Origin of the sequence: Pedobacter sp. UC225_65 (assembly GCF_042698365.1) — a bacterium.
Lineage (GTDB): Bacteria > Bacteroidota > Bacteroidia > Sphingobacteriales > Sphingobacteriaceae > Pedobacter.
The window spans coordinates 3,641,797-3,666,678 of sequence record NZ_CP170550.1 but is presented as its reverse complement, the minus strand read 5'-3'; the positions used below and the strand labels follow the sequence as shown (position 1 = coordinate 3,666,678).

The 24,882-nt window shown below is 39.3% G+C and carries 27 protein-coding genes and 5 pseudogenes; 16 read left to right on the top strand and 16 right to left on the bottom strand.

The annotated features are described in order from the left end of the window. Positions 1 to 84 precede the first annotated feature (84 nt). The 5 genes from ACFJIZ_RS19355 to rlmN all read left to right on the top strand — a co-directional run bounded on the left by ACFJIZ_RS19355 (position 85) and on the right by rlmN (position 4,119). Positions 85 to 774, top strand: a complete 690-nt coding sequence (locus ACFJIZ_RS19355) for a helix-turn-helix transcriptional regulator (protein ID WP_379087873.1) — start codon at positions 85 to 87, stop codon at positions 772 to 774. Between the two features lie 86 nt (positions 775 to 860). Next, on the top strand, positions 861 to 1,358 hold the full coding sequence (locus ACFJIZ_RS19350; RefSeq protein WP_379087870.1) for a DinB family protein: 498 nt from the start codon (positions 861 to 863) through the stop codon (positions 1,356 to 1,358). A 253-nt stretch (positions 1,359 to 1,611) separates the two neighbouring features. Then, positions 1,612 to 2,592 (top strand): 23S rRNA pseudouridine(2604) synthase RluF, encoded by a 981-nt coding sequence (gene rluF, locus ACFJIZ_RS19345; protein ID WP_379087867.1) that lies wholly within the window; start codon positions 1,612 to 1,614, stop codon positions 2,590 to 2,592. Beyond that, the gene (locus ACFJIZ_RS19340) at positions 2,592 to 3,008 is read left to right on the top strand and encodes a DUF3995 domain-containing protein (protein WP_379087864.1); all 417 of its coding nucleotides are present in this window, start codon (positions 2,592 to 2,594) and stop codon (positions 3,006 to 3,008) included. The genes rluF and ACFJIZ_RS19340 overlap by 1 nt, the downstream gene beginning before the upstream one ends. 55 nt (positions 3,009 to 3,063) lie before the next feature. Beyond that, positions 3,064 to 4,119, top strand: a complete 1,056-nt coding sequence (gene rlmN, locus ACFJIZ_RS19335; RefSeq protein ID WP_379087861.1) for a 23S rRNA (adenine(2503)-C(2))-methyltransferase RlmN — start codon at positions 3,064 to 3,066, stop codon at positions 4,117 to 4,119. Positions 4,120 to 4,130: 11 nt separating this feature from the next. Here rlmN and ACFJIZ_RS19330 read toward each other — a convergent pair whose 3' ends face one another. Together ACFJIZ_RS19330 and ACFJIZ_RS19325 are read right to left on the bottom strand one after the other, a co-directional pair. After that, on the bottom strand, positions 4,131 to 4,763 hold the full coding sequence (locus ACFJIZ_RS19330; protein ID WP_379087859.1) for an alpha/beta hydrolase: 633 nt from the start codon (positions 4,761 to 4,763) through the stop codon (positions 4,131 to 4,133). Between the two features lie 7 nt (positions 4,764 to 4,770). Then, positions 4,771 to 5,043, bottom strand: a complete 273-nt coding sequence (locus ACFJIZ_RS19325; RefSeq protein ID WP_379087856.1) for a hypothetical protein — start codon at positions 5,041 to 5,043, stop codon at positions 4,771 to 4,773. A gap of 154 nt (positions 5,044 to 5,197) precedes the next feature. Between ACFJIZ_RS19325 and ACFJIZ_RS19320 the strand changes: the two genes are divergently transcribed. Beyond that, the gene (locus ACFJIZ_RS19320; protein WP_379087853.1) at positions 5,198 to 5,440 is read left to right on the top strand and encodes a hypothetical protein; all 243 of its coding nucleotides are present in this window, start codon (positions 5,198 to 5,200) and stop codon (positions 5,438 to 5,440) included. A gap of 88 nt (positions 5,441 to 5,528) precedes the next feature. On the opposite strand, the pseudogene prfB reads toward ACFJIZ_RS19320, so the two are convergent. The 6 genes and pseudogenes from prfB to ACFJIZ_RS19290 all read right to left on the bottom strand — a co-directional run bounded on the left by prfB (position 5,529) and on the right by ACFJIZ_RS19290 (position 10,282). After that, a pseudogene (gene prfB, locus ACFJIZ_RS19315) lies at positions 5,529 to 6,604 on the bottom strand (peptide chain release factor 2). A gap of 81 nt (positions 6,605 to 6,685) precedes the next feature. Beyond that, positions 6,686 to 7,300 carry a DUF5034 domain-containing protein gene (locus ACFJIZ_RS19310; RefSeq protein ID WP_379087850.1) on the bottom strand — a complete coding sequence of 205 codons (615 nt, stop codon included), beginning with the start codon at positions 7,298 to 7,300 and terminating at the stop codon, positions 6,686 to 6,688. Positions 7,301 to 7,304: 4 nt separating this feature from the next. Beyond that, positions 7,305 to 7,577: a M20/M25/M40 family metallo-hydrolase gene (locus ACFJIZ_RS19305; RefSeq protein WP_379094127.1), complete on the bottom strand. Its 273-nt coding sequence runs from the start codon at positions 7,575 to 7,577 to the stop codon at positions 7,305 to 7,307. Then, positions 7,574 to 8,307 (bottom strand): annotated as a pseudogene (locus ACFJIZ_RS19300) (amidohydrolase). The gene ACFJIZ_RS19305 and the pseudogene ACFJIZ_RS19300 overlap by 4 nt, the downstream one beginning before the upstream one ends. 428 nt (positions 8,308 to 8,735) lie before the next feature. Then, complete coding sequence (locus tag ACFJIZ_RS19295; RefSeq protein ID WP_379087848.1) at positions 8,736 to 9,377, bottom strand: LytR/AlgR family response regulator transcription factor; 642 nt, start codon at positions 9,375 to 9,377, stop codon at positions 8,736 to 8,738. After that, entirely contained in the window at positions 9,374 to 10,282 is a 909-nt protein-coding gene (locus ACFJIZ_RS19290) for a sensor histidine kinase (RefSeq protein WP_379087845.1), read from the bottom strand. The genes ACFJIZ_RS19295 and ACFJIZ_RS19290 overlap by 4 nt, the downstream gene beginning before the upstream one ends. A gap of 270 nt (positions 10,283 to 10,552) precedes the next feature. Between ACFJIZ_RS19290 and ACFJIZ_RS19285 the strand changes: the two genes are divergently transcribed. Beyond that, the gene (locus ACFJIZ_RS19285) at positions 10,553 to 11,908 is read left to right on the top strand and encodes an erythromycin esterase family protein (RefSeq protein WP_379087842.1); all 1,356 of its coding nucleotides are present in this window, start codon (positions 10,553 to 10,555) and stop codon (positions 11,906 to 11,908) included. A gap of 59 nt (positions 11,909 to 11,967) precedes the next feature. Here ACFJIZ_RS19285 and ACFJIZ_RS19280 read toward each other — a convergent pair whose 3' ends face one another. Beyond that, positions 11,968 to 12,480 carry a hypothetical protein gene (locus tag ACFJIZ_RS19280; protein ID WP_379087839.1) on the bottom strand — a complete coding sequence of 171 codons (513 nt, stop codon included), beginning with the start codon at positions 12,478 to 12,480 and terminating at the stop codon, positions 11,968 to 11,970. Positions 12,481 to 12,527: 47 nt separating this feature from the next. On the opposite strand from ACFJIZ_RS19280, the pseudogene pgi reads away from it, so the two are divergent. The 8 genes and pseudogenes from pgi (at position 12,528) to ACFJIZ_RS19240 (ending at position 18,746) form a co-directional block, all read left to right on the top strand. Then, positions 12,528 to 14,173, top strand: a pseudogene (gene pgi, locus ACFJIZ_RS19275) (glucose-6-phosphate isomerase). Between the two features lie 203 nt (positions 14,174 to 14,376). Continuing rightward, entirely contained in the window at positions 14,377 to 14,928 is a 552-nt protein-coding gene (locus ACFJIZ_RS19270; protein ID WP_379087836.1) for an RNA polymerase sigma factor, read from the top strand. 1 nt (position 14,929) lies between these two features. Then, positions 14,930 to 15,223: a hypothetical protein gene (locus ACFJIZ_RS19265; protein ID WP_379087833.1), complete on the top strand. Its 294-nt coding sequence runs from the start codon at positions 14,930 to 14,932 to the stop codon at positions 15,221 to 15,223. Next, the gene (locus tag ACFJIZ_RS19260; protein ID WP_379087830.1) at positions 15,156 to 16,106 is read left to right on the top strand and encodes an outer membrane beta-barrel protein; all 951 of its coding nucleotides are present in this window, start codon (positions 15,156 to 15,158) and stop codon (positions 16,104 to 16,106) included. Before ACFJIZ_RS19265 ends, ACFJIZ_RS19260 begins: the two co-directional genes overlap by 68 nt. Next, positions 16,087 to 16,647, top strand: a complete 561-nt coding sequence (locus ACFJIZ_RS19255) for a YceI family protein (RefSeq protein WP_379087827.1) — start codon at positions 16,087 to 16,089, stop codon at positions 16,645 to 16,647. The genes ACFJIZ_RS19260 and ACFJIZ_RS19255 overlap by 20 nt, the downstream gene beginning before the upstream one ends. Positions 16,648 to 16,652: 5 nt before the next feature. After that, the gene (locus tag ACFJIZ_RS19250; RefSeq protein WP_379087824.1) at positions 16,653 to 17,600 is read left to right on the top strand and encodes a DUF5777 family beta-barrel protein; all 948 of its coding nucleotides are present in this window, start codon (positions 16,653 to 16,655) and stop codon (positions 17,598 to 17,600) included. Between the two features lie 12 nt (positions 17,601 to 17,612). Continuing rightward, on the top strand, positions 17,613 to 18,077 hold the full coding sequence (locus ACFJIZ_RS19245) for a ubiquinol-cytochrome c reductase iron-sulfur subunit (protein ID WP_379087822.1): 465 nt from the start codon (positions 17,613 to 17,615) through the stop codon (positions 18,075 to 18,077). A gap of 141 nt (positions 18,078 to 18,218) precedes the next feature. Then, complete coding sequence (locus ACFJIZ_RS19240; RefSeq protein ID WP_379087819.1) at positions 18,219 to 18,746, top strand: DUF4251 domain-containing protein; 528 nt, start codon at positions 18,219 to 18,221, stop codon at positions 18,744 to 18,746. Here the strand turns inward: ACFJIZ_RS19240 and ACFJIZ_RS19235 are convergent, their stop codons facing one another. The 6 genes and pseudogenes from ACFJIZ_RS19235 to ACFJIZ_RS19210 form a co-directional block, all read right to left on the bottom strand. Next, positions 18,747 to 19,079: a glutaminyl-peptide cyclotransferase gene (locus tag ACFJIZ_RS19235; protein ID WP_379087816.1), complete on the bottom strand. Its 333-nt coding sequence runs from the start codon at positions 19,077 to 19,079 to the stop codon at positions 18,747 to 18,749. Then, positions 19,060 to 19,323 (bottom strand): glutaminyl-peptide cyclotransferase, encoded by a 264-nt coding sequence (locus ACFJIZ_RS19230; RefSeq protein ID WP_379087813.1) that lies wholly within the window; start codon positions 19,321 to 19,323, stop codon positions 19,060 to 19,062. The genes ACFJIZ_RS19235 and ACFJIZ_RS19230 overlap by 20 nt, the downstream gene beginning before the upstream one ends. Continuing rightward, complete coding sequence (locus ACFJIZ_RS19225) at positions 19,256 to 19,840, bottom strand: glutaminyl-peptide cyclotransferase (protein WP_379087810.1); 585 nt, start codon at positions 19,838 to 19,840, stop codon at positions 19,256 to 19,258. Before ACFJIZ_RS19225 ends, ACFJIZ_RS19230 begins: the two co-directional genes overlap by 68 nt. Beyond that, complete coding sequence (locus ACFJIZ_RS19220; RefSeq protein ID WP_379087808.1) at positions 19,821 to 20,183, bottom strand: YraN family protein; 363 nt, start codon at positions 20,181 to 20,183, stop codon at positions 19,821 to 19,823. Before ACFJIZ_RS19220 ends, ACFJIZ_RS19225 begins: the two co-directional genes overlap by 20 nt. 3 nt (positions 20,184 to 20,186) lie before the next feature. Continuing rightward, positions 20,187 to 22,138: pseudogene (gene dnaG / locus ACFJIZ_RS19215) on the bottom strand (DNA primase). Between the two features lie 211 nt (positions 22,139 to 22,349). Next, positions 22,350 to 22,897, bottom strand: a pseudogene (locus ACFJIZ_RS19210) (SGNH/GDSL hydrolase family protein). A gap of 317 nt (positions 22,898 to 23,214) precedes the next feature. On the opposite strand from ACFJIZ_RS19210, the gene ACFJIZ_RS19205 reads away from it, so the two are divergent. After that, on the top strand, positions 23,215 to 23,706 hold the full coding sequence (locus ACFJIZ_RS19205; RefSeq protein WP_379087805.1) for a hypothetical protein: 492 nt from the start codon (positions 23,215 to 23,217) through the stop codon (positions 23,704 to 23,706). Here the strand turns inward: ACFJIZ_RS19205 and ACFJIZ_RS19200 are convergent, their stop codons facing one another. Then, positions 23,707 to 24,873 carry a serine hydrolase gene (locus ACFJIZ_RS19200; protein ID WP_379087802.1) on the bottom strand — a complete coding sequence of 389 codons (1,167 nt, stop codon included), beginning with the start codon at positions 24,871 to 24,873 and terminating at the stop codon, positions 23,707 to 23,709. Positions 24,874 to 24,882 lie beyond the last annotated feature (9 nt).

Below are 24,882 nucleotides of genomic sequence, written 5' to 3'. Positions count from 1 at the left end.
ACGCTACATTTGTTAAAATGATTACTTAATAGACAGATATAGCCTTACTTTTGTTTAAATTAGAAAAATAAGTAGCCAAATTAGATGAACCGCATAGATAGACTTTTTGGAATCCTGATCCTTTTACAATCGAGAAAATATGTAACTGCAGAGAAAATAGCCCATCAGTTTGGGATGAGCGTACGTACCGTTTATCGCGACATGAAAGCTTTGGGCGAGCAAGGTGTTCCGATTAGTTTCGAACAGCACAAAGGCTATTTTATTGTACAGGGCTACTTTCTTCCACCCATCTCTTTCAACTCTGACGAAGCAAACGCATTGTTGCTGATGGAACGTTTTTTAGCTGGTTTTTCTGATAAATCGATCATGCAGCATTACACCACGGCATTGAACAAGGTCAAAGCGGTACTCCGTTCTACCCAAAAAGAAAAACTAGAACACCTCAACGAGCACATCAAACTCCAATTGCCTGAGCGCTTAAAAAACGACACCGAACATCTCTCTCTTTTGCAAAATGCGATTTCTGCGAAATGTATCATAGAAATCGATTATAAAAACAACAAAGGGGAAGTGAGCAAACGTGAAATAGAACCTATTGGATTGATTTTTTATGCTTTTAGCTGGCATCTGATTGCCTGGTGCCATTTAAGAAACGAATACCGCGATTTTAAGGTAGCCAAGATTGCCCAGCTTAGATGTACAGAAATCCCTTTCAGAAAATCGCCACACATGTTGGTTAACGACTACATGAAGCTGTTGCCTGTAAATTATTAGATTAATTTTTATTTTACTTTTCTTTTTTACACTGCCATAGGGTTGTCAGTAACGCTTGTTTTCTTTGTTCTACAAAACATAAAACCATGAACATTATTGAACTTCTATTGACAGAATTAGAGCGCGAGGCTCAAACTACACGTAAAATGTTGGCCCTTATTCCGACCGATAAGCTTGATTGGGCACCTCATGAGAAAAGCATGAAGATGAAACCATTGGCTACCCATATTGCCGAGTTGCCAACTTGGATCACTTTAGCCTTAAAAACCGACGAACTTGACTTTGCAACAGCTCCTTATGAGCCTGCAGTTGCAGCCAATGCTGAAGAGATCTTAGCCTTGTTCGAAAAAGGTCTTGCAGATGGCAAAGGAAGCTTAAGTGAGGCCAAAGAAGAAGACCTTAACGGTAAATGGGTATTGCGAAGTGGCGAAGAAATCTATGCCACCATGACCAAGTACGAAACGATTAGACATGCTTTCAGTCAAACCATTCACCACAGGGCACAATTGGGCGTGTATTTAAGATTGTTAAATATCCCCATCCCTGGTAGCTATGGCCCAAGTGCCGATGATCCGAGCTTTTAATTCTGGGTTGGGATTTATAGGTTAATCGGAATTTGCCATCCCTAATCAACGGATTAAAATTAATAAATGTCAGTCTGAGCTTGTCGAAGGTCCATACAAAAATGCTTCGACGAGCTCAACATGACAATTCGCTAAATAATTGTGATCTGCAATCTCGACCTTTAATTCATCTCTGAATTCAAGATTCCAATATCTTTTAGCATTATCGGACTAGAATTGGTTAACTTTGTAAATTATTTACTAATTCCATCAAATGTCTGATTCTACAACACGTTTAAATAAATACATTAGCGAAAGCGGTCTATGCTCTAGAAGGGCTGCCGATAGGTATATAGAACAAGGTCAAGTTTTTATTAATGGCCGCAAAGCTAAAGTTGGCGATAAAGTGTTTTTTGGTGATCTGGTAAGTGTAAATGGCAATAACATTGAACCCAAACAGGCAGAAAACACCATTCTGTTGGCCTATAATAAACCTGTTGGCATTACCAGTACAACTGAAGCCAATGTAAAAGGTAACATCGTTGACCATGTAAACCATAGCGAACGTGTTTTCCCGATCGGAAGATTAGACAAAGACTCGCAAGGTTTAATCTTTTTGACCAATAATGGCGACTTGGTGAACAAGATTTTACGTGCAGGCAATAACCACGAGAAAGAATATATCGTTACGGTGAACAAACCTTTAACCGATCAGTTTATTGAGGGCATGGGCAAAGGTGTTCCGGTTTTAGGCGTAATGACCAAAAAATGTAAGGTCAGCAAAGAAAGTCCTTTTGTATTTAAGATCACCTTGATTCAAGGGCTAAACCGTCAGATCCGTAGAATGTGTGAGCATTTTGGTTTTGAAGTGACCAAGTTGGAAAGAACCCGCATCATGAACATCACCCTAAAAGGCTTAGCCGTGGGCGATTGGAGAGAATTAACGGAACAAGAACAGGCTGAGATTGCAAAATTGGTGGCCAAATCAAGTTCTGAAAAGGTGGCGGCCCCAAAAAGGGTAAATAAAAAATCTGCGGTAGAAAAAGAAGAGAAACCTGCACAACGTTTTGCCAAAAGTAAAACAGGAGGCTCAAAAACTAAAGGAGCAGCCCCTAAAACTGGTGGCTCATTTAAAGGAGGCAATGCCAATAGTAGCGATTGGTTCAAAGCTGGTCCAAGTAAAAGGCCAACTCGTCCTTCTAATGGCAAACAAGGTGCTCCAGCTGCAAAAACGCGTAGTCCAAAAAGGAAATGATGACCGTTCTGATCTACCTTAACACCCTTATTTTTGTTTTGCTGTCTGCTCTACATTTTTATTGGGCTGCAGGAGGTAAATGGGCTTTAGCATCGAGCATTCCTATATCAACTACCGAAAAACCACTTTTTAAGCCGGGGCGTATCGGTACATTGATCGTAGCCATTGGATTGCTGATTTTTTCTTTGGTGATCTATTTCCAGTTGGCCCGTTTCTATCCAACAATCCATCCTTATTTAGATTATGCTACATTGGTCATCGCCTTTATATTTTTGGCCAGAACCATTGGCGACTTTAAATATATAGGCTTATTTAAGAAAGTAAAAGCTACTTCTTTTGCCATTAACGATACAAAAATCTATATCCCACTTTGTTTCTATTTGGCACTGAGCTGTTTACTCATTGTAATCTTATAGCGCTTCGGATCTTCGTCCTTTTTACCCTCAACCTTTTTAATTACCTTTGCACTTTATGGTTAGCACTAAAAAAATAGACATTCGTTCGTTAGACCTGCCTGCTTTGCAACAGCACTTTACCACAATGAAGGAGCCTGCATATAGGGCAAAACAAGTTTATCAATGGCTTTGGGAAAAATCTGCCCGAAACTTTGAGGAAATGAGCAATCTGTCGAAAGACCTCCGCAAAAAATTGGATGACAATTATGCCATCAACGTGGTAGAGATCAATAGTGCACAATTCAGTAACGACCATACCATTAAAAATGCTTTTCGTTTATATGATGGCAACATTGTAGAGGGTGTTTTGATCCCAACCGAAGAGCGCATGACAGCTTGTGTGAGTTCGCAGGTGGGCTGTAGCTTGACCTGTAAGTTCTGTGCCACTGGTTATATGGACCGCAAGCGTAACCTCAATGCAGACGAAATCTATGACCAAGTAGTGCTGATCGATCAACAGGCCAAAAAAAATTACAACATCCCTTTAACCAATATCGTGTACATGGGGATGGGAGAACCTTTGTTGAATTATGCCAACGTATTGAAATCTATCGAAAGGATTACAGCTCCAGATGGCTTAAACATGTCGTACAAACGCATTACAGTTTCTACGGCCGGCATTGCCAAAATGATCAAAAAACTCGGTGATGATGGCGTAAAGTTCAATCTGGCACTTTCTTTACATGCGGCCAACGATACGAAGCGACATGAAATCATGCCGATTACCGAGCACAACTCGTTAAAGGCATTGGCCGAGGCACTTAAATACTATTTCCAAAAAACCAAAAATCCGGTAACTTACGAGTATATCGTGTTCAATAATTTCAACGACGAGATCCAGGATGCGATGGAGTTGGTCAAATTCTGCAAACACGTGCCGTGCAAAGTGAACCTCATCGAGTACAATCCTATCCAATTTGCAGATTTCATCAATGCAGAGGGTGATAAAATTGATGCTTTTGCCACTTATCTACGCAACCATGGCGTAAATACCAACATCAGACGTAGCCGAGGCAAAGATATTGATGCCGCTTGCGGACAATTGGCAGTTAAGGAAGAGGCAAATAACTAATCAGGTTGATATCACAACCATTTATTAGCATTCATCCAATTTTTTAGGCGTTCAAACCAATCGTCTTTTGTTGTTGGATTATGCAAGCCAAAACCATGGCCACCTGCCTGATAGATGTGCATTTCTGCTGGCACCTTAAATTTCGTTAGGGCCTCATTGTATAAAATGCTGTTTTTTACCTGTACGGTTGCATCGTCATTGGCATGTACCAAAAATGCTGGTGGTGTTTCAGCATTGATATAATTTTGGGTTGAGAAATAACGTTTTTGACTTTCTGTAGGTTCATCGCCCAATAGATTTTTAACGGAGCCCGAATGGGTAACCGACCCAAAACTGATCACAGGATAGATAAGGATAGAAAAATCGGGTCTCAAGCTGATCTGTTCTTGGTTCTGAACCTTCATATCGTTGTAATGCACACTTAAACTTGCAGCCAAATGCCCACCTGCCGAAAAACCCATTACACCAATCTTATCTGGACTGATACCCCAGGCTTTTGCGTTTTTGCGGACCAGATAAATCGCTTGCAAAGCATCTTGTAAAGGCCCCATGCTTTTATCGGCCATGATCAGGTCGCTTGGTAAACGATACTTTAATACAAATGCAGTAATCCCTATCTCATTAAACTTCTTCGCTACATTCACACCTTCTTTATCGAAAGCTAAAATCCCATAACCCCCACCCGGACAAATCGATCACCGCTGTGCCATTTGGTTTGGCAGGGATATAAGCCATCATTTCTGGAGAAGTTACCTTACTGATCCTCAATACACCATCAGTGCCTGTTACAGATTCCTCTTGATAAGTTGAAGGAGGCATTTTGGCTCCAGGAATTGGGCCATTGTATAACAATATTTCTTGTTGCGCTGTTGCGATTTGCATACATACAAACATTGCGAATATTAGCGTAGTTAGATTTTTCATCAACCTAATTTAAGGAGTTATTATAAAGCATAAACTTACATACTTTATCACAAAGCAGCCTATACCTTCTATCACATTTTTGATTTATTTCTATTAAATCTATATATTTAATTAACCTAATACATTATTAATTAGACCCTTAATCTAAAAAAACATGAAAACAATTTTAACAAAAAATCAACTAAAAAAAGTTAAAGGCGGAACAGGAGATGATGTTTTTAACTGCACCATTCAATGCACTAGAGGACCAGGCGGCGTTTATGATACTTGTTGCAATTTGCCCCAAGATACAAGTGGACAGGCTTGTTGTGAACGTAAACATGGTAGTTCTTCTGTTTTTCTTCAAATTGTTGCTGGACCAGGCATCTGTGTAGATAGTGCCGTAACAGACAAATAGTTGGTTAAATCAGTAACGCATCAATTAAAAACAAAGCCCTCATAGAATCTAAGATCCTTTGAGGGCTTGATATATAGAGTTGTTGCTTTTAAAATTCCATTAAGTATGCTTTTAAGAAGTCGTTGATGTCTCCATCAAGTACAGCTTGTGGGTTAGAGGTTTGATAATTTGTGCGGTGGTCTTTTACCCTTCTATCATCCAAAACATAGCTCCTAATTCTGCGAACCCCATTCGATCTTCTTTTTAGCACCTTCTACTTCGGCAATGGCTTCGTTTCTTTTGCGTTGTTCAATCTCATATAACTGCGATTTTAACAAACGAATCGCATTCTCTTTATTTTGGAGTTGCGACCTTGATTCCTGATTTTTAATGATGATTCCAGATGGCTTATGGTATAAACGGACAGCAGTTTCTACCTTGTTTACATTCTGTCCACCAGCACCACCAGCCCTAAAGGTTTCAAACTCGATATCGGCTGGATTTACATCGATCTGGATGGTATCATCCACCAAAGGATATACATAAACTGAGGCAAATGAAGTATGTCTACGGGCATTCGAATCAAAAGGAGAAATCCTTACCAAACGATGCACCCCATTCTCTCCTTTTAGATAGCCATAGGCAAATTCGCCTGTAATCTCTATCGTTACGGATTTGATTCCGGCAACCTCACCTTCGGCATAATCTTGTTCGGTAACTTTATAGCCATTTTTTTCTGCCCACATCAGGTACATGCGCATCAGCATATAGGCCCAATCGCAACTTTCGGTTCCACCGGCACCCGCAGTGATCTGCATTACGGCAGGCAACTGGTCTTCTTTACTGTTGAGCATGTTTTTGAGTTCAAGCTCTTCTACGGCTTTCAAACACAAATCAAATTGCTCTTGCATCTCTTCTTCGGTAGCATCGCCATTCTGATAAAAATCAAATAGCACTTGCGTATCTTCAGTTAAGGCATTGGCAGCCTGCCATGCATCGGTCCATACCTTTTTAGCGTTGATGGCTGCAATATGTTTTTCGGCTTTTTTAGGGTCGTCCCAAAAGTTGGGCTGCAGGGTAAGCTCCTGCTCAATACGGATATCTTCTAAACGGTTTTCGACGTCAAAGATACCCCCTCAGCGACATCATTCTGTCCCTTAAATCTTGGATTTGTTCCTTAGTCATAAGCACAAATATAGAGAAACTGAAGCTCAAAGACTAGAGATTAACAAACAAATGGAAGTTTGCGGTGTGTCACAAAACATTTTAGCTCAATTCAACCTCAGTTGTTTCAGCGGCTAAAATGGTACCATCTGATAAGGTAATCTTCACCCTAAATTTATGCCTTTTATTGCTACTTGGGGCAACTTGCAAAAAGACATTATCGTAAAAAGCTAACTTTGAAGGCTTAGAAGCATAAGGTAAAGTTTTATACGATTTAAGATAATCTACTATTGACAACATCTTTTGGTTATTTTTTACTTTGAAATATAAGCTGAGGTCAGTATTTTTTGGGTGAGTGGCATCAAAATCATTGTTTGAAAATATTTCTAAAGATAAAATATCTTCTTTGGCTATGAAATTACCCTCATCACAACTGCAGGCTTGGGCCGTTTGTATTAACCCCCAGTTGATATGCTGCTTTCTTAAAACAAGTTGTCTCATTTGCATTCCAATGTGAATACCATAATTGGCACTAGAAATTACATTGGCATCTGTAGTCATAGGCTGTGGCAAAGCCGCATCTATATTTTTAACAACTACGCCAAATGCTGTCCAATAAATGTCTTTTACTGGTCCACAATTACAATCTACACATCCTGCTGTAAAGAGCTGCAAAGTGAGTGCTAACGCATAAACAAAAAATATCTTCTTTATCATTATCTTATTTTTTCATCCCCATATAATCCAAAGTCAAGTTGCACAAGGCTTTTACACCTAAGTTAAAACTGCTCTCGTCTATAAAGAAATCTGGTGTATGGTGCGATGGTGCTTTTAATGGGTCTTGTCCCTTAGGCATGGCGCCTAAAAAGAAGAATAAGCCAGGCACTTTTTCCTGGTAAAAAGAAAAATCTTCTGCACCTGTTACGGGAGGTTTCAATTTAACATTAACTGCACCTGCTGTGTTTTGTAAACTTGGCAACATTTTTTCGGTCAGTGCCTCATCGTTAAAGGTAACTGGGTAATGTGCACTATATGGATCAACACTTCGGCCTTAGCACCCGCAGCTTCTGCCGTTTTGGTAGCAATGGTTTTGATACGGTCTATAAACATCGCCTCATCGGCCGCTGTGAAATTGCGTATCGTACCCAACATCTCTACCTTTTCTGGAATGATATTGGAACGCACACCCCCATGGATGGAACCAATGGTTACTACTCCGGGGTTCTCAGTAATATTTAAGTTTCTGCTCACTATCGTTTGTAGGTTATTTACAATCTGTGCGGCCACTACCACGGGATCTACACTGCTCCAAGGATAAGCACCATGTGCCTGTTTACCTGTAATGGTGATCTTCATGTCGTTAACGGCTGCCATGGTGCCACCTGGACGATAAGTCAATTGCCCTACTGGGGTTTGCGAGTTGATATGTAGTCCGAAAATGACATCTACTTTAGGGTTTTGCAGTACCCCTTCTTTTACCATCAGCTCTGCTCCACCTTCTTCGCCAACGGGCGCACCTTCTTCTGCAGGTTGAAAAATAAATTTAACGGTACCAGCCAGATCTTTTTCATACCTGATAAAATCTCTGCCACACCCATGAGGATTGCCACATGCGAATCGTGGCCACAGGCATGCATTACACCAACTTCTTGGTCGTTATAGGTGGTCTTAACTTTTGATGCAAAGGGAAGTGGCACACGCTCTGTTACAGGCAAGGCATCCATATCTGCCCGTAAAGCAACAACCGGTCCCGGCTTGCCACCTTTTAAAACCCCAACCACTCCTGTTTTGGCTACGCCTGTTTTAACTTCGATACCTAAATCTTGCAGATGTTTGGCAATAATGGCCGCGGTGCGTTTTTCTTGATTGCCCAACTCTGGATGTTCATGAAAATCTCTCCGCCAATTGATTACTTTTTCTGTGAGGGCATCTGCCCTTTTGCCAACTTCTGTTTTTAAGGCCGAATTTTGGGCAAACAGACAGAATGGAGCAATTAAAAGACCTGAGAGCAATAGTTTTTTCATGATGGGTTACATTAATTTAAGCCAATATAACAAAAAGCTTAAAAAATAAGGGCAATCTATCCACCATTCTTCAATAGTTTGGCAAAACCTACCTATCGATATATTGAAGCAGTTCTTTTTTATAAGATTTACCAATCGGAATAAGGGTTCGGTTGCTGAGGACCAGGTCGATCTTGAGCTATTCTACTCACCTCCATTTTGTTGACGATATAGGAGCGATGTGCCTGAAAGAACACAGCAGTATTCAATCTTTCTAAAATCCCTTTTAGGGTATGGTATATGATATGGACTTTTTGCTCGGTAATGATCTTTACATAATCCTTACAGCCTTCTATGTATAAAATATCCTGCTGTTTAATGTTCAATAAGCCATCTTTGTCTTTGATCACCAATGTGTTTGTAATCGCATCAGTTGTAGCAGCTGGTTTTTCTACTTTGGCTACTGCCTTCTCAAATCTTTCGTAAGAAAAAGGTTTCAACAGATAGTCTATGGCATTGAGCTCAAAACCGTCAAATGCATATTGTTTATAGGCTGTAGTAAATATTGTTTTGGGTGCATTTGGTAGGGCCTTTAAAAAATTAACTCCATTTACCAAAGGCATTTCGATGTCGAGGAACAGCAGGTCGATTTTGTTTTTGCCGAGGTATTCAAAAGCCTCAACCGCATTCCTGAATTTTGCCACCAAAGTAAAACCTGGAGTTTCGGCTATATAATGCTCCAACACTTGATGTGCAAGTGGTTCATCATCTAATATCACACATCTGATCATGGTTTTAGGCTTAATTCTGCAACAAAGATATGGTCTTCTTCTGTAAATAAAAGCTGGTTTCGATTGGGGTAATAAAGTTCCAATCTCTTTTTGATATTGCTTAGTCCAATACCTCCACGTTTGTTTTTAAGTGCAATGGGGATTGCTGGCAACATTTCATTTTCAATCCTAAAAATTAGCTGGCCATCTTTAAATGACAACTCTGCAAAAACCCCTGCATCGTTCTCCAACTTGTGCTTTCCGTGTTTGAAACTATTTTCTACCAAGGGTAAAAACAACAATGGTGGGATTTTTAGCTCGGGAATATCTTCAGCCACTTTCATTACAATTTTGGCATGGGGAAACTTTTTTTGTTCCAGTTCAAAGTATCCTTCCAAAAACACAAGTTCTTCTTTCAAATCTACCTCCTCCTGGTCGCAATCGTATAAAATATATTGCATCATCTGCGATAACAGCAAAATGAACCTTGGTGTGTCTTTGGATCCTGTTAGACTCATGCCATACAAACTGTTCAGCGTATTGAACAAGAAATGTGGTTGTAATTGTGTTTTTAACAAATTGAGCTGCAAATGAAGATGGTCTGTTTCTACTTTGTGGCGTTGCACTTCATTGGTATAAGAGAACCTCGAAAATGCGATACACAAAAAGGCAATGGCATCTGTTAGGATCATGTTCCAGTCCATAAAGAACCCTACATAACCCGAAGCAAAAAAGCGGTGCGATGGCATCCCTTGCGTAAATTGTGCAAAAACCCATGATACAGCCATATTGCTCAACGTAGTAAGGAAAATGAAATACACCAAACTGAGCAAAAACACCCAGCCATATTTTTTAAGGTACAATAAACGCGGTACTGCCCACTTGTAATAAGGAATAAGATAAAGCGTAGAACAGATGCTATACAAACAGATCTTAAATAAGGCAAATCGTTGTTAAGCACATGTGGCAGCCTGCTCTGCTCTAGATAATACGAATATTTATAGATGCAGACGTAGAACAACCAGATGAGCAGTTCAAATACTAGCGGAAAGGTAATGGATGATTTTTTTGACACAATCCAAAATTCGCAAATTTATTGGTCTTTACGGTATCTGCCTCGACCAACCTCTGTTTTTGCCCGACTAAAGAAACATAGCTTTAAGCTGATGGTGTTAAAAGTCCTTCTGGTCGAATAAATGGGTACCGCTGCCCAAACTCTTCCTTCATTTGTGAAAGAAAAAGAACATATGAAATTAAATCTACGTATGAATATGGTGGTAGCAATGGTAGCTATCCTATTCCAGACCAGCACAGTTGCAGCGCAACAAAAATCAGCTAAAGACAACAATATTACTTTAGAGAAAAAAGCGATCAAAGCAATTTCGCTTAAAGATTACCAAAGCTTTAAAGCCAGTGTTGCACCATTGATCAAAGAGATGAGTGTTAAAAAAGTAATCGGTTTGGGCGAGGGTACACATGGCACCGCCGAATTTTATAAAGTGCGTTATTGGATCAGCAGGATATTGATTGAGGAAAAAGGATTTAACTACATCGCTTTTGAAAATGACCTGAGCGATGTTTGGGCCTTAAACCAACAGCTCAGCAGTACTGATGACCTAAATAAACTGATGAAAGACCATTTAATGAGCATTTGGCAGAACGAAGAAACCAAAGAGATGTTGGCTTGGGTAAAAAGTTACAACGCAAAGCATAACCAGAAAGTAACCATCAGCGGAATAGATTTTCCGGTATTAAAACCAGATGTAGAAATGTTGATGGCCTTATTGAAAAAAGGAAAGGATACAACTTTAATGCCAGCGGTAAAAAGTATGTTGGCTGCAGCATCGTTTCAAGATGAGGTTTGGATCGGCATGAACGATAAAACCTACAAAGCAGATTGGAAATTATTGGGCAAAAGGAGTAAACAAGGTTATATGACTGCTGATTCAATAGCGAAACAAATTCCAACTTCAAAACTAGCGCCTACTTTAAAGGCCGAATTTGAACAGGCATTAACAAATTTAAAACAAGGTTTTGCACCCTTTTATAGTGCCACAGCAGAAGGAGACCGCGATAGCCTGATGGCTAGTAATGCTGCATTGATCTTAAAAGACAGCAATAGCAAAATGATCATTTGGGCACACAATGCGCATTTAGGCAAAACCAAGACCTACGACAATGCTGTAGGTGGCACTGGAGGGTACTTGCTTAAGTTGTTTCCAAATAACTACTTTGTATTGGGTACCGGAACTGCCAATGGAACTTTTGCGGGCACTGTTGACATTAGACCAACCAACAGCAATCCGATGAAGGCCTATACCTTAGAAAAACCGATAACAGGCTCGTGGGACGAAATGTTCAACAACACAGGTTTATCCAGCTTTTATTTTCAGCCTGCTAAAACGACTGCTGCTAAGCTCTTAAAGCCATTGCGATTTATAGGTTTTGGCACCAAAAGTGACAAGTCTACCTACGATACCGTTAGCTTGGGCAATATGTTTGATGCTTTTCTATTCATCAAAGATACCCATGCAGCTACACCGTTGAAATAGTCAGCATTTTAAATAACAAAGGCACGTTTTAAGCTTACAACGTGCCTTTGTTATTGGATTTAGTTAAACAATCCTTTCAGTTTGTCTACTATGCCACTTCCTTCAGTATCTTGCGAATTGTTATTTTGACCACCTGTAAACATTCCCGTCACATCATTAAAGTCAAACTTCCCATCTTCGCCTCCAGCTAATTTACCTAATACATCCTGTATGTTGAACGAACTGTCGTTAGGGTCATTTGTTTTATTGATAAATTTGGCCATGATCATTGGAATCAATGAAGCACCAATACCCTTTGCACTTTCAGTATTGATCCCAAGACCCGCTAATTTAGCTGTAAAACTTGTTGTCGCTTGCTGTACTACCGGATTTTCGGCATCGACATTATTCTGATTAAAGGCTGTTGCCAATTTTGAAATGTTACCCGTACTCAACTGATCTTTCAAGGTATCAAAAATTGAACCGGATGCCGCCTGAATAGCTGCTTCATTCTGCTCATTTGGCACATCGTTATTATTTACAATTACATCCTGTGCATTGTCTCTAATTAATTGTTCTAGATTTTCTAACATATGGTTTAGTTTTTTATTTAGTATTTTTACTTCATAAACATTCAATTATGCTTCCAAAAATAAATTTCACCGAAACACCTGCCTATCAGTACTTGGCAGACCATTTTATAACGATTAACGAAACAGATATAAAGAATTTATTTGCCCAAGATGGGGAACGTTTTAAAAAATTCTCTATTCTATTTGAAGACATTCTTGTTGATTTTTCTAAGAATAGAATTGAAGATACCACATTGGCATTGTTAATTCAACTGGCCAGAGAGTGTAAATTAGACGAAGCCATTACGGCCATGTTCAGTGGTGCAACCATTAACCAAACAGAAGGTCGTCCGGTGCTGCATATCGCCTTGCGCAACCAGAGCAACAAAGCCATTTTGGTAAACGGCAAAGATGTAATGCCTGAGGTAAATGCAGTATTAGCTAAAATGGAGAAGTTTAGCAATGCCATTATTTCTGGAGATTGGAAAGGTTATACCGGCAAAGCCATTACCGATATTGTGAACATTGGCATTGGTGGTTCTGATTTAGGGCCAGTTATGGTAACCGAAGCCCTAAAAGCTTATAAAACACGTTTAAACCTACATTTCGTTTCTAACATAGACGGCACACATTTGGTCGAAACCTTAAAGAGTGTAGGATCCAGAAACTACCTTGTTCTTGGTAGCTTCTAAAACCTTTACCACACAAGAAACAATGACCAATGCCCATAGTGCAAGAGAATGGTTCTTAAACAGTGGAGCGCAAACAGCAGATATTGCCAAGCATTTTGCCGCACTTTCTACCAATGCCAAAGATGTGGCAGCCTTTGGATCGACACCGAAAATATGTTCGAATTTTGGGATTGGGTAGGTGGTCGTTATTCTTTATGGAGCGCCATTGGCCTTTCGATTTCATTAGGAATAGGATTCGACAATTTCAAGCAGTTGTTGGCTGGCGCACATGCAAGTGATCAACATTTTGAAAATACACCATTTGAGCAGAACATTCCTGTCATTTTAGGTTTGTTAGGCGTTTGGTACATCAACTTCTTTGGGGCCGAAACCCATGCCATTTTACCTTACGACCAATATCTGCATCGTTTTGCCGCCTATTTCCAACAGGGCGATATGGAAAGCAATGGTAAACATGTAGACCGCAATGGCGAAGCTGTAGATTATGAAACAGGTCCGGTAATATGGGGCGAACCTGGCACCAATGGCCAACACGCTTTTTATCAATTGATCCATCAGGGCACCAGATTGATCCTTGTGATTTTATCGCTCCTGCGCAAAGTTTAAATCCGCTAGGCAATCACCACCCTATTCTATTGTCTAATTTCTTTGCACAAACCGAAGCGTTGATGAACGGTAAAAGTGAAAAAGAAGTAATCAAAGAATTAAAAGATGCAGGCAAATCGGAAAGTGAGATTGCTGAACTTGCCCCATTTAAGGTATTTGATGGAAACAGGCCTACCAACTCCATTCTATTGAAAAAAGTTACACCTTATAGCCTAGGTAGTTTGATCGCGCTATATGAGCACAAGATTTTTGTACAGGGAATCATCTGGAATATTTTCAGTTTTGATCAATGGGGCGTTGAACTGGGCAAGCAATTGGCACAGAAGATACAACCTGAACTAAAAGATGACCAACCTGTACACACACATGATTCGTCTACAAACGGCTTGATCAACCAATATAAAAACTGGAGGTAAGCCCAATCTTGTCTACTGGTTAAATTACCATTAATTGATACTTAAATAAATCGCCATCAAATTGCTGTATTGAGCTTATTTGATGGCGATTTTTCTTTTGCCGAAATTTTATCTGTAAATTTCTATAAGCATAGGCAACCTTTTCTATTTCCTTTCCGTAACTACTTGTAGCTAATAAATTTTATTGACTTATTGATTCTATTTTGCTAACACCTGAACTAATCGATGGCTGTATAAAAAAAGACAGACGAAGCCAAAAAGAGCTTTATCGTCTTTATTATGGCTATGCCATGCGGATCTGTTTGCGTTATGCCAAAAGTAAGGATGAAGCTGTAGAAATGGTGAATGATGGTTTTATGAAGGTATTTATGAACATGAATCGTTTTGACAGAGCACGCTCTTTTAATGCATGGATCAGTACCATTATGATCAATACCTCAATTGATTATTACAGACACCGAATAAAACAGATGGAAATGGAAGAATTAAATGCCAAACATGAGATGGAAGATAGTGAAAGTATTCTTTCTCATCTACACTATGAAGAGCTGATCAAATTGGTGCAAAAACTTTCTTATGCCTATAGAACGGTCTTTAACCTGTTTGCCATAGATGGCTATTCGCATGAAGAAATCGCCGAAATGTTATCCATTTCTGTAGGTACTTCAAAATCCAATCTCTTTAAGGCAAGAGAGAACTTAAAAAAGATGTTAACAGAAGAAAAACCGGTTCCTGCCAAATTGGGAAATTATTAAGATGAAAGAGCTAAACGATAAAGACTTTGACCAAGCCTTCAAAAAAAGGATGACGGAATCTTATCCTGAATTTGAGGAAGAATCGTGGTTGAAGATGGAAAAGAAACTACGGAAAAGAGACCGTTTGGTGTTTTACAGAAATGCCAGTATCATCCTTTTGTTCCTTTCTTTTGGGCTAGGTTTTTATTTGATCAAATCGAAACATAAAGAAAACGATCAGCCACAAATTGTTCAAAAAGCTGATCGAATCCTTACCGTTACCAAAAGAAGAGAAGAATCCACAAACCAATACTAAAGAGACTTCCCTACCCAACGAACAGATTGCCGTAAATCGTACTGCCAAAACACTCGATTTTTTAGCTCGTCCAATACTTAAACAAAATGAAATCACAACAAATACCATTCCTTTTAAAGAGGTCGATAGTAATAAAGATGTGATTGTACCTACCACAAAAACTACTGAGCTTATTGCTGCCATCCCTCAAAATGAGATCGAAAAACCAATTACACAGAATACCGACAATCCCACTGCTACGGTAGCTGTACCCAATGAAAAACCGGTGAAACCCACAAAGACCAAATATAAAATTCCGGTTAGTTTAGCCATTAGTGCAGGACCCGATTTTAATTCTACCGCAGCAATATTAGGTGGCAAAACAAGTATGGCTGTTGGGGTAAGTGTAAATGTAGGACTAAGTAAAAAACTCGGTGTACAAACAGGTTTGATCTACGGCTCAAAAAACTATGATGCCAATAGTTACGATTATACCTTCAACAATCCAAATACCCAAGCTACCATTGCTTCTATCCAAGCTTTGTGTAAGGTTTTAGAGATCCCCTTAAAGGCTACCTATAACCTTACCGAAAACCAAAACCGTAGTATCGAGATCAATGCTGGTCTCTCTAGTTATATCATGCTCAAAGAAAACTATGTTTTCAAGTACCTGCCCTCAACTGGCAGAAAAGATAGGGTAAGTGAATTTACCAATGCCAACCAACATTTTTTCAGTGTATTGGACCTATCTGCAACTTATAATATCAAGTTAAAAAGCAAAAAATTTGCACTTGGCTTCGAGCCTTATATCAAAATCCCTTTGGGTGGTATTGGCGAAGGCAATGTGCCGCTGAAATCAAGTGGTGTATCCTTAAAACTACGTTATGACCTCAATAAAAAATAAAAAGCTAGTCTTAGCACTGATCTGCTGTTTGGGGTTTGTACTCCAAAGCACTGCTCAAACCTTTGTTGGCAAAAGCATTAAGGTAAACCTGTTTTCGAGCACACCAGTTGAAGATATCAAGGCCTCTAGCACTACAGGAAGTGCAGTTTTAGTTGCCCAAACGCAAGAATTGGCTGTTCAGCTACCCATCAAAAGTCTGGTATTTGACAGGAAACTGATGCAGGAGCATTTTAACGAGAACTACATGGAAAGCGACAAATATCCATTGGCCAAGTTCAAAGGGGTAATTGAACCTAAAATCGATTGGACCAAAGATGGAGAATATACCGTCAATGCCAAAGGCACGCTCACGGTGCACGGCGTAGACCAACCCAGAAGCATCAGTGGAAAAATTACGATTAAAAATGGCATCATCAATCTTGATTCCAGTTTCGAAGTGACCTGTGTAGCCCATCAGATCAAAATTCCAAAACTGGTCTTTACCAAAATAGCTGAAGTGATCCAGCTTAAAGTCTCAGGTACATTAACTCCTCTAAAATAAACGCCATGAACAAACCTAAACTATTCATTTACCTTTTCTTGCTATTGGTGATCATTGCCATGCATGCCAGTGCACAACAAGTAGATTCACTCTTAAAAACCTTAGATGGCTCTGCTAAGTTCAACACCGTTGAAGCGACCTTTAAATCGCCACATGTTGTACTTTCGCATTCTAGCGAAACGCAGAAAAAGCACGACCTCGACTTAAGGATACGTCACCATTTTGGAGATATTGGTGGGAAATTTGGTGGTGCTCATACCCTATATGGCTTAGATGTAGCGACCGACTTGTTTATTGGATTAGATTATGGCGTCTCTGATAAACTGACCATTGGTTTGGGCCGCAGCAAACACGATGAGCTTTATGACCTCTATGTTAAACAGAAAATATTCCAACAAAAGAATGATGGTGGAATGCCGATCAACCTCACATTTTTAGCTCAGGTAGCTTTAATTGCCAGAAAGCCTTTTGCCACAACAGAGTTTAGCAATTACAGTGACCGATTGAGCTATTTTATCCAGCCTATTATTTCCAGAAAATTCTCTTCTCGGATTTCGGGACAGATCATACCAGGTCTATTGATCAGATCGGCTACGGGTGATGTAAATGACCCTGAAAACTTATTTACGGTAGGATTTGCAGGTAGGATCAAACTCACCAAACGCTTGTCATTTGTTGCAGATTATACACTTGTTAATGGTTTATCAAGACCAAATGATTTGACTGTTAAATATTATAACCCTTTGGGCGTAGGTCTAGAGATTGAAACAGGTGGGCACATCTTCTCCCTCAATTTTATGAATTCTGAATACATCCTTGAAAACAATTTTATTTCCAACACCCAAAAATCATGGGGCAAGGGAGGCGTTCGTTTTGGCTTTACCATTTCCAGGAATTTTAGCCTTTTTAAATCGAAAAATAAAAATCAAGATACAAAATCGACTATTTACTAAAACAAAAGAACCATGGAACGTAACGAATTTATCAAATCACTAGGCTTAGGAATAGCGCTAGTGTGTACTGGCAGTTGTATGTCGGGGTGTGGTGGGAGCAAATCAGATGATCCTACACCAAATCCAGGTGGCGGAGGTGGGGGTGGAACTCCATCAGGTACAAAAGTAGATGTTAATCTGGCCACCCAGCTGATGTCTGTTGGTTCATTTTTAACCTCAAATGGCGTTTTATTTGTTCGCTTGGCTGCTGGCAATACCACTGCTTCATTTGTAGCCACACAAGCAACTTGTCCACACCAGGGTGGTACTTTAAACTGGATCCAAGCGAGCAACCTTATCCAGTGTAGTTTACACAGTTCACAATATTCGGCTGCTGGCACTGTACTTGCCCAACCTTCTGATGGGGGTACAACAAGTGCATTAAAAATATATAGCACTTCAATTACTGGCAATACACTTACTGCAACAGTGTCTTAGTTTTTAAGGTTGATCTGGGAGTGAGGGTATTTCCTCCTGGATTTACCCTACTTATATGACATACTAAGGACATGATTAAACCGTTTTCCATTAAACTTTATTCCATTTATTTTGTTTAATCTTATAAGAAAAGGAATGATTATGAAAACGCTTAAAAACCTGATTTTTATCTTTTTAGCTATATTTGCTTTTAAAGTAAATGCACAAACTGATAAAGCCACGACCACCAAGATCGTAGAAGAAAAAAACTACACTTTTGTTGCTACTAGTGCAATGCCCTTAAACAATACAGACATCAATAATATCTTAAGTAGAATGCCCGGGAACACTGGCGGAGGGAATATCAATTTATCTGGTAGTAGTTATGATGTAAGGATAACTCCAGATAGTATCATTGCCTATCTTCCTTATTATGGCAGAGCTTATACTGCTCCTTTAAATAGAGATGATAATGGTTTTAAATTCACTTCCAAAGATTTTGCCTATACCTCAAAAAAACGTAAAAAAGGAGGCTGGGAAGTAGTGATGAATACCAAGGACACCAAAGATAGCCCAAGATTAACACTAAGCATTTCTGAAAATGGCTACGGTTCTTTGATTATTACCAGCAACAATAAACAATCTATTACCTATAATGGCTATTTGGCAGAAAACGCCAAGAAAGATTAGTTATTGATTCAATAATTTGATTTCATAAAGTTTAGGCCATTTTTTGCCACCTACAAATAGACGTTTGCCTTTTGCATCCCATGCAATGCCGTTCAGAACATTGTTTTGCTCTTCATCAGGCGTTTTAAAGTAATTTTTAGGTACAATGGCCGACAAGTCTATTTCTGCTTCTACAATGCCCGAAATAGGGTCTATCCTTACAATCTTATTGGTAAGGTAAACATTGGCATAAATTTTACCGTCTATGTATTCCAATTCATTTAGACTGTTAACCGGCCCCTTATCATCATAAACTTCTAAATAGCTTTCTTCCTTATAGGTTGTTGCATTCATCAGCCAGGATCCTGTTGGTACCGTCGCTCCGTAGAATATGCGTGCCATCAAAAGTGAGGCCCCAGCCTTCTCTACTGTTCTGATAAGGGAATGTACCCAATTGTTTAAAAGACTTGGCATCGAATATAAAACCGATGTTTTCTTGCCAGGTCAGCATAATGATCTTGTCTCCGATATTAAGAGATCCTTCTCCAAAATATTGAGGCGCTAAAGTTGTTTCTTGTAGGGTTTTGCCAGACTTCAAGTCTACCCATTTTAATTTTGATGCTCCTTTTTTCGCCTGTACTCTCTAACAATCTTCCATCGATATAGCTTAAGCCTTCGGTATAGGCACTGGTATCATGCGGAAATGTATTCACCACTTTATAGGCCAGCTGTACAGGTTTGTGGTTTGTTTTTAAAACAATATTTGTAGTGATGGTATCTTTTTGATCATCGTGTTTTACAATGGCCGTGATCATCCTATAACCCAACTTCTGGTCTTTTGTGGGCAACAATATGGGTTGGTTGTTATGGAATATGCCGATGATTTTGTTGTCGATCAAATAAGCAATCTCATCAACCTTCACATCTTTTGGCACATCAATTTGCATCGAAATTTCATCCCCTACATTAAAATTTTGTCCTTGACTAGGTGTAGAAAAAGTAAAAGATGGTTCGCTTTTCTCTTTACAACCAAAGAAAAGGGTGATACAAAAAATAATGCAAACTACTGTTTGACATGGATAAGAACTGTGTTTTTTAATAGGGCCAAAATGCATCTTCAATATGGTTTATGGTATATTTATCTTGTTGGTCAAATAAAACGGCAATAATATCAAAACGGATTTCTCCTTGATGGTCCATTAGTTCAATATATTCATTTGCCGCAGTCTCTAATTGTTTTTGCTTAGCCAAGTCTACAAAATCTTCTGGCATCCCAAAACTGCTGCCGCTTCTTGTCTTCACTTCTACAAAGATGAGTTGTTTGTTCAAATAAGCAATCAGATCAATCTCTGCTTTGCCAAATGTCCAATTCTCCTCTAAGATTTCATAGCCTTTTTGCACTAGATAATGCTTGGCAATATCCTCTCCTTTAAAGCCTAGATCGTTGTGCAATGCCATCTGTTACTTTACAATTACCGAACCTAGAAACCTAGAGATTTCCTTCTCTACATTTTTGATAAAAGCATAACGTTGCATCAAGATTTCTTGGTTGGTTGCATCAGTTTCTATTTTGATCTCGCTTAATAGATCCAGCAAAATCCGGTCAACTTTTCTCTTCTTAAGATGATAGAGTCCGCCTAAAATGGTCGCTTTTAAATTTACCGTTTCATCGCGCACGTAAATGTTATGTTTGTTGTACCAGTTTTCGCTCAGGCTGTAGGGCGATGTTGACAAAGTTATGGCCAGATCTGCGATTTCCCTATCCTCACTTTTGATGAACTGATTGGCTGTTGGCAACTGCCCATTTTCTATTTCTAATCGATAATGGTCGATCACTTTTTTACAAAGCGCATTTTCGAACGTTACATCTGTTAGGTTCTGAATGATAAATGAACCGATGTACATGTTATCGATTTTATCCCAGCTTACCAATTCGTGTCCGAAGGCCAATAACAAGCGAACGATTTCCTGTTCCTGCAGCTCATCATTTGCGGCCACTTGTACCGTTTCGGCAACTGTTGGTCCATCATCAGCAAATAGGTTATCAGGTGGCATATCCTGATATTGTTGCTGCGCCTGTGGCCTACCTTGCTGTGTACTTTTCTTCAGTTTGGCAGCACGCATGGTATTGAGCTCGCTGAGCAAGATGCGTTCTTCTATGGCCAGCAAACTACTACACTCGCGGATAAATACAGAAGCTTTGATGTTATCCGGAATTTTGGCAATACTTTCTACAATGTCGCGGATCATCCTGCCCGTTTGATTGGGTCGTTACCCGCCTCGGCCAAAAGGATATTGGCTTTGTATAAAATAAAATCTTTACGGTTGTTCTCTATATAGTTTTTGAACTCTCCGGCACCTACCTTGTGCATGTAAGAATCAGGGTCATCTCCTTCAGGGAAAGAGACTACTTTTACGTTGAGCCCCTCTTCTAAGATCATGTCCAAGCCACGTAACGATGCTTTGATGCCAGCAGCATCGCCATCATATAAAATGGTTACGTTTTGTGTAAAACGACCAATTAAACGGATCTGCTCAATGGTTAAGGATGTTCCGGAAGAAGCCACCACATTCTCTATATGGGCTTGGTGTACTGCCAAAACATCGGCATAACCTTCTACCAGGTAACAGTTGTCTAAATCTCTGATGGCTTTTTTGGCTTGGAACAAACCATACAACACATTGGATTTATGGTAGATATCGCTTTCTGGGGAGTTGACATATTTGGCTACCTTTTTATCGGTCTTTAGCGTTCTTCCACCAAAACCGATTACCCTACCGGTAAAGTTATGGATGGGAAACATCACCCTGCCTCTAAACCTATCGAAAAGCTGTCCTTTATCATTTCTGATGGCCAATCCTGTTTTTTCCAGGTATTCTTCGGCATGTTTATTCTTGATGGCATTTTGGGTCAGCGCATCCCAAACATCAGGAGAATAACCAAGGTTAAACTTCTTTACGATGTCTTCGCGAAATCCACGTTCCTTAAAATAACTTAGGCCAATTGCCCTACCTTCTTCACCGTTCCAGAGCTGTTCTTCAAAATAGTTGGCCGCAAACTGAGAAACGATGTATAGACTTTCCCTTGCATTCTGGGCTTCAACATCTTGTACGCTTTCTACTGTTTCTTCAACCTCAATGTTATATTTTTGGGCCAGGAACTTCAGTGCTTCCGGATAGGAATACTTTTCGTGTTCCATGATAAAGCGAACAGAATCTCCACCCTTACCACAGCCAAAACATTTGTAGATCCCTTTGGTTACAGAAACATGGAAAGAGGGTGTCTTTTCTCCATGGAACGGACAATTGCCAATCAAGCTCGTTCCGCGTTTTTTGAGATGTACAAAATCACCCACCACCTCTTCAATACGGGCGGTGTCCATTATTTTGTCTATGGTTTCACGGTTGATCATAATCTTTTATCGTCATTTCGAGAAGGAACGACGAAGCAATCTTCCCTACTTATCTCATTCACCATTCTTTTACTTCTTCCTATAAATCCATCCAATTGGGATTCATGTCTTGTATTAATTTTATTTTTTTGTTCTATTTCTGCCTTTTATTCTTTTCTTCGGCAATCGCTTCATTTATTGTTAGCTAAGAGCAAAAATAAACCAATCTGGATTACTTTATAAAAGGTAACATCGTATCGGCTACCAATTGGTTACCTGCATCGTTAAGGTGTACCAGATCATTGGTTAAAATGCCTCTATCTTTGTTTTCCGTATTGTTTTTTGCTTCGTAAGCTGTAAATGCTTTTCTAAGGTCGCAAAGTGGCAGGTTATTTTTAGCAGCTAATTCTCTAATGCCCGCAGCATATTTGTTCAAATCCGCATCAACCTCATTTGCATCGTCTTTCTTTTCGCCAATAACCGATGGCGTACAAAGTACGATCTTGCTACCATTAGCCTGATCTTAGTAATCAATGCCTGATAGAATTTGAGGTATTTATCATAATCGGTTCCAGTTCTTGCACCTAATTTATGCCAAACGTCATTGATTCCTACATAGATTACTACCAGGTCTGGTTTTTTGTTCAGCACATCTTCTTCCATCCTTAGATAAAGGTCGTATACTTTATTTCCTCCAATGCCAGCTCCGATCAGTTCGTATTTGGTCGGGTCTAAATTCTTTTTCAGCAAATTGATATAACCATTTCCTTGTACACCCATTTGTGTAATCGAATCGCCAAAGAAGATTACTTTTTTAGGTTTTGCTTTCATAGCCACACATAGCGACAAAATAGCAACTATGGTTACTAAACTGCCTAATTTAATAGAATTCTTCATGTTAATTGTTATTGAGTAATTTAAAATCCAAGCTAAAATCTTTTGTAGACTTCTTATATATCGAATATGAAGATCACAATATGCGATGACTCAATTGATCCTTTCATCTTCAAATTTTTAATGTTTTAAAGTTAATTGTTTAGCACCTATTATTTTGTCAAAGCTTAATATTTTTCTACCTTGAAGTTTAAACCTAAACCATGACAACGCTTTTCAAAAAGACTATCGTATTCGCCTTTTTTATATTTTGCACCATCAACGTCAGTTTAGCACAAAATATACCTAAATATTTTACAGAGATCAGTACCGGATTTTGGAGCGGAAAAAGTGGCATCATTGTATCCATAAATGATACTTCTTTAACTTTAAGCCGCAAAAACGTTGAAAAAGTTGTTCCCTTTAGCAAAATCAAAAAAATGAGGGTATATGACAATACCCAAATAAAGTCGCTTAGCGCCGTTACAGCAATAGCTTTAGTTGGTAACATTGTATATGCATTTACCATAGACAATGCTTGGCATGCCGTTTTAGTGGGCACAGTGGGCACATTAGGCGTAGCTTATATTTGTTATTTGGTATATAAGTGGATCAATCCCCCAACGATGTTTTATAACCCACGGAAAACACCTTTATCTCCAACAGAACTTGCCAAAAAAATTAGTCCTTATCTATATACGCCAATAACTCCTTAATTATTTTTGTCCGCTTATTTTAAAATCCAAATCCTGAAAATCGAAGCTAAAATCTGTTAGTGGAGAAATAGCTGCCATTTTAAATCCATTCGGCTTGCCCTCATTGTCTAATGAAAAGTTGACAAAAGCATCGGCATCCAAGCTTCTATCGTACCATTTTACAATAAAGGTATTGCCTTTGTAATAGGTCATATCGCCTCTTAGTTTTGGGGCATTTTTGGCCCTAAAGTGCATTTTTCCATTTACTTCGCTAATGGTAACCTCACCAAACCAAGAGTCGGCAAAAGTTCCGAAATAGGTTTTCGCTTCTGGTTTTGCGCCAGCTGTTTTTTGCGAAGCTGCAATATCTGCCCAGGTTTTGTCTACAATTTCTTTGGCTTCTTTTTCATTTTTCAACCTATTGTCGTTATAGGTTTTGATCCGGTTCATTCCTTTAATTCCAAGATAGCCATCTTTGATGCTATTGGTAATCGAATTAAAGGCGGCTCCCGACTGTTGGTTGGTCAATACAATGATTCCTAATTTAAGCTCTGGCAAAATGGTAACCTGGGTTACGATACCTGAAAGACCACCTGTGTGTGTAGCTTGAAAAGTACCGTTAACCGAACTTAAGAACCAGCCCAAGCCATAGCTGCTAAAGCTAGCTGGGTTACCATTGTTGATCAAGGTCTGTGGTGTCCACAACTCTTTGGCAACTGCCGGACTAAATAATCGTTTATCTAAATTATCGCCATATCTACCCCCATTGATCATGGCCGTAATCCATTTGCTCATATCTGTTACACTCGAATAAACTCCACCTGCAGCATTGGCAATTTCGCCAAAGCTTAAGCCAACAGGCAACAACTTGTCTTCGTAAGGTGCATGTCCGTCAATTACATTCGATTTATCTTTTAAACGGTACCAAGACGCAGCGGTCTTGCCCATTCCCAATGGCTTAAAGATCCTATTCTCGATAAATTCATCGTAGGTCATACCAGAAACCCTAGCTATAACTTCACCTGCAACAATGTACAATAGGTTATCATAATCGTATTTTGTACGAAAAGAGGAAACTGGTTTTAAATATCTCAGGTTATGGATCAATTGTTTTTTATCAACTGTCGACGAATCTGGCCAGATGATCAAATCGCCTGCACCTAAACCCAAGCCACTGCGGTGTGTCAATAGATCCTA

What these genes read in the sequence shown, in the direction of transcription:
- ACFJIZ_RS19285 (WP_379087842.1), top strand. Translation starts at nt 10,553, where the DNA reads ATGGGTACCGCTGCCCAAACTCTTCCTTCATTTGTGAAAGAAAAAGAA.
- ACFJIZ_RS19235 (WP_379087816.1), bottom strand. Translation starts at nt 19,079, where the DNA reads ATGAATGCAACAACCTATAAGGAAGAAAGCTATTTAGAAGTTTATGAT.
- ACFJIZ_RS19340 (WP_379087864.1), top strand. Translation starts at nt 2,592, where the DNA reads ATGACCGTTCTGATCTACCTTAACACCCTTATTTTTGTTTTGCTGTCT.
- ACFJIZ_RS19205 (WP_379087805.1), top strand. Translation starts at nt 23,215, where the DNA reads ATGACAACGCTTTTCAAAAAGACTATCGTATTCGCCTTTTTTATATTT.
- ACFJIZ_RS19255 (WP_379087827.1), top strand. Translation starts at nt 16,087, where the DNA reads ATGACCTCAATAAAAAATAAAAAGCTAGTCTTAGCACTGATCTGCTGT.
- ACFJIZ_RS19310 (WP_379087850.1), bottom strand. Translation starts at nt 7,300, where the DNA reads ATGATAAAGAAGATATTTTTTGTTTATGCGTTAGCACTCACTTTGCAG.
- ACFJIZ_RS19250 (WP_379087824.1), top strand. Translation starts at nt 16,653, where the DNA reads ATGAACAAACCTAAACTATTCATTTACCTTTTCTTGCTATTGGTGATC.
- ACFJIZ_RS19325 (WP_379087856.1), bottom strand. Translation starts at nt 5,043, where the DNA reads ATGAAAAATCTAACTACGCTAATATTCGCAATGTTTGTATGTATGCAA.
- ACFJIZ_RS19295 (WP_379087848.1), bottom strand. Translation starts at nt 9,377, where the DNA reads ATGATCAGATGTGTGATATTAGATGATGAACCACTTGCACATCAAGTG.
- ACFJIZ_RS19355 (WP_379087873.1), top strand. Translation starts at nt 85, where the DNA reads ATGAACCGCATAGATAGACTTTTTGGAATCCTGATCCTTTTACAATCG.
- rluF (WP_379087867.1), top strand. Translation starts at nt 1,612, where the DNA reads ATGTCTGATTCTACAACACGTTTAAATAAATACATTAGCGAAAGCGGT.
- ACFJIZ_RS19320 (WP_379087853.1), top strand. Translation starts at nt 5,198, where the DNA reads ATGAAAACAATTTTAACAAAAAATCAACTAAAAAAAGTTAAAGGCGGA.
- ACFJIZ_RS19240 (WP_379087819.1), top strand. Translation starts at nt 18,219, where the DNA reads ATGAAAACGCTTAAAAACCTGATTTTTATCTTTTTAGCTATATTTGCT.
- ACFJIZ_RS19245 (WP_379087822.1), top strand. Translation starts at nt 17,613, where the DNA reads ATGGAACGTAACGAATTTATCAAATCACTAGGCTTAGGAATAGCGCTA.
- ACFJIZ_RS19280 (WP_379087839.1), bottom strand. Translation starts at nt 12,480, where the DNA reads ATGTTAGAAAATCTAGAACAATTAATTAGAGACAATGCACAGGATGTA.
- rlmN (WP_379087861.1), top strand. Translation starts at nt 3,064, where the DNA reads ATGGTTAGCACTAAAAAAATAGACATTCGTTCGTTAGACCTGCCTGCT.
- ACFJIZ_RS19350 (WP_379087870.1), top strand. Translation starts at nt 861, where the DNA reads ATGAACATTATTGAACTTCTATTGACAGAATTAGAGCGCGAGGCTCAA.
- ACFJIZ_RS19220 (WP_379087808.1), bottom strand. Translation starts at nt 20,183, where the DNA reads ATGGCATTGCACAACGATCTAGGCTTTAAAGGAGAGGATATTGCCAAG.
- ACFJIZ_RS19225 (WP_379087810.1), bottom strand. Translation starts at nt 19,840, where the DNA reads ATGCATTTTGGCCCTATTAAAAAACACAGTTCTTATCCATGTCAAACA.
- ACFJIZ_RS19265 (WP_379087833.1), top strand. Translation starts at nt 14,930, where the DNA reads ATGAAAGAGCTAAACGATAAAGACTTTGACCAAGCCTTCAAAAAAAGG.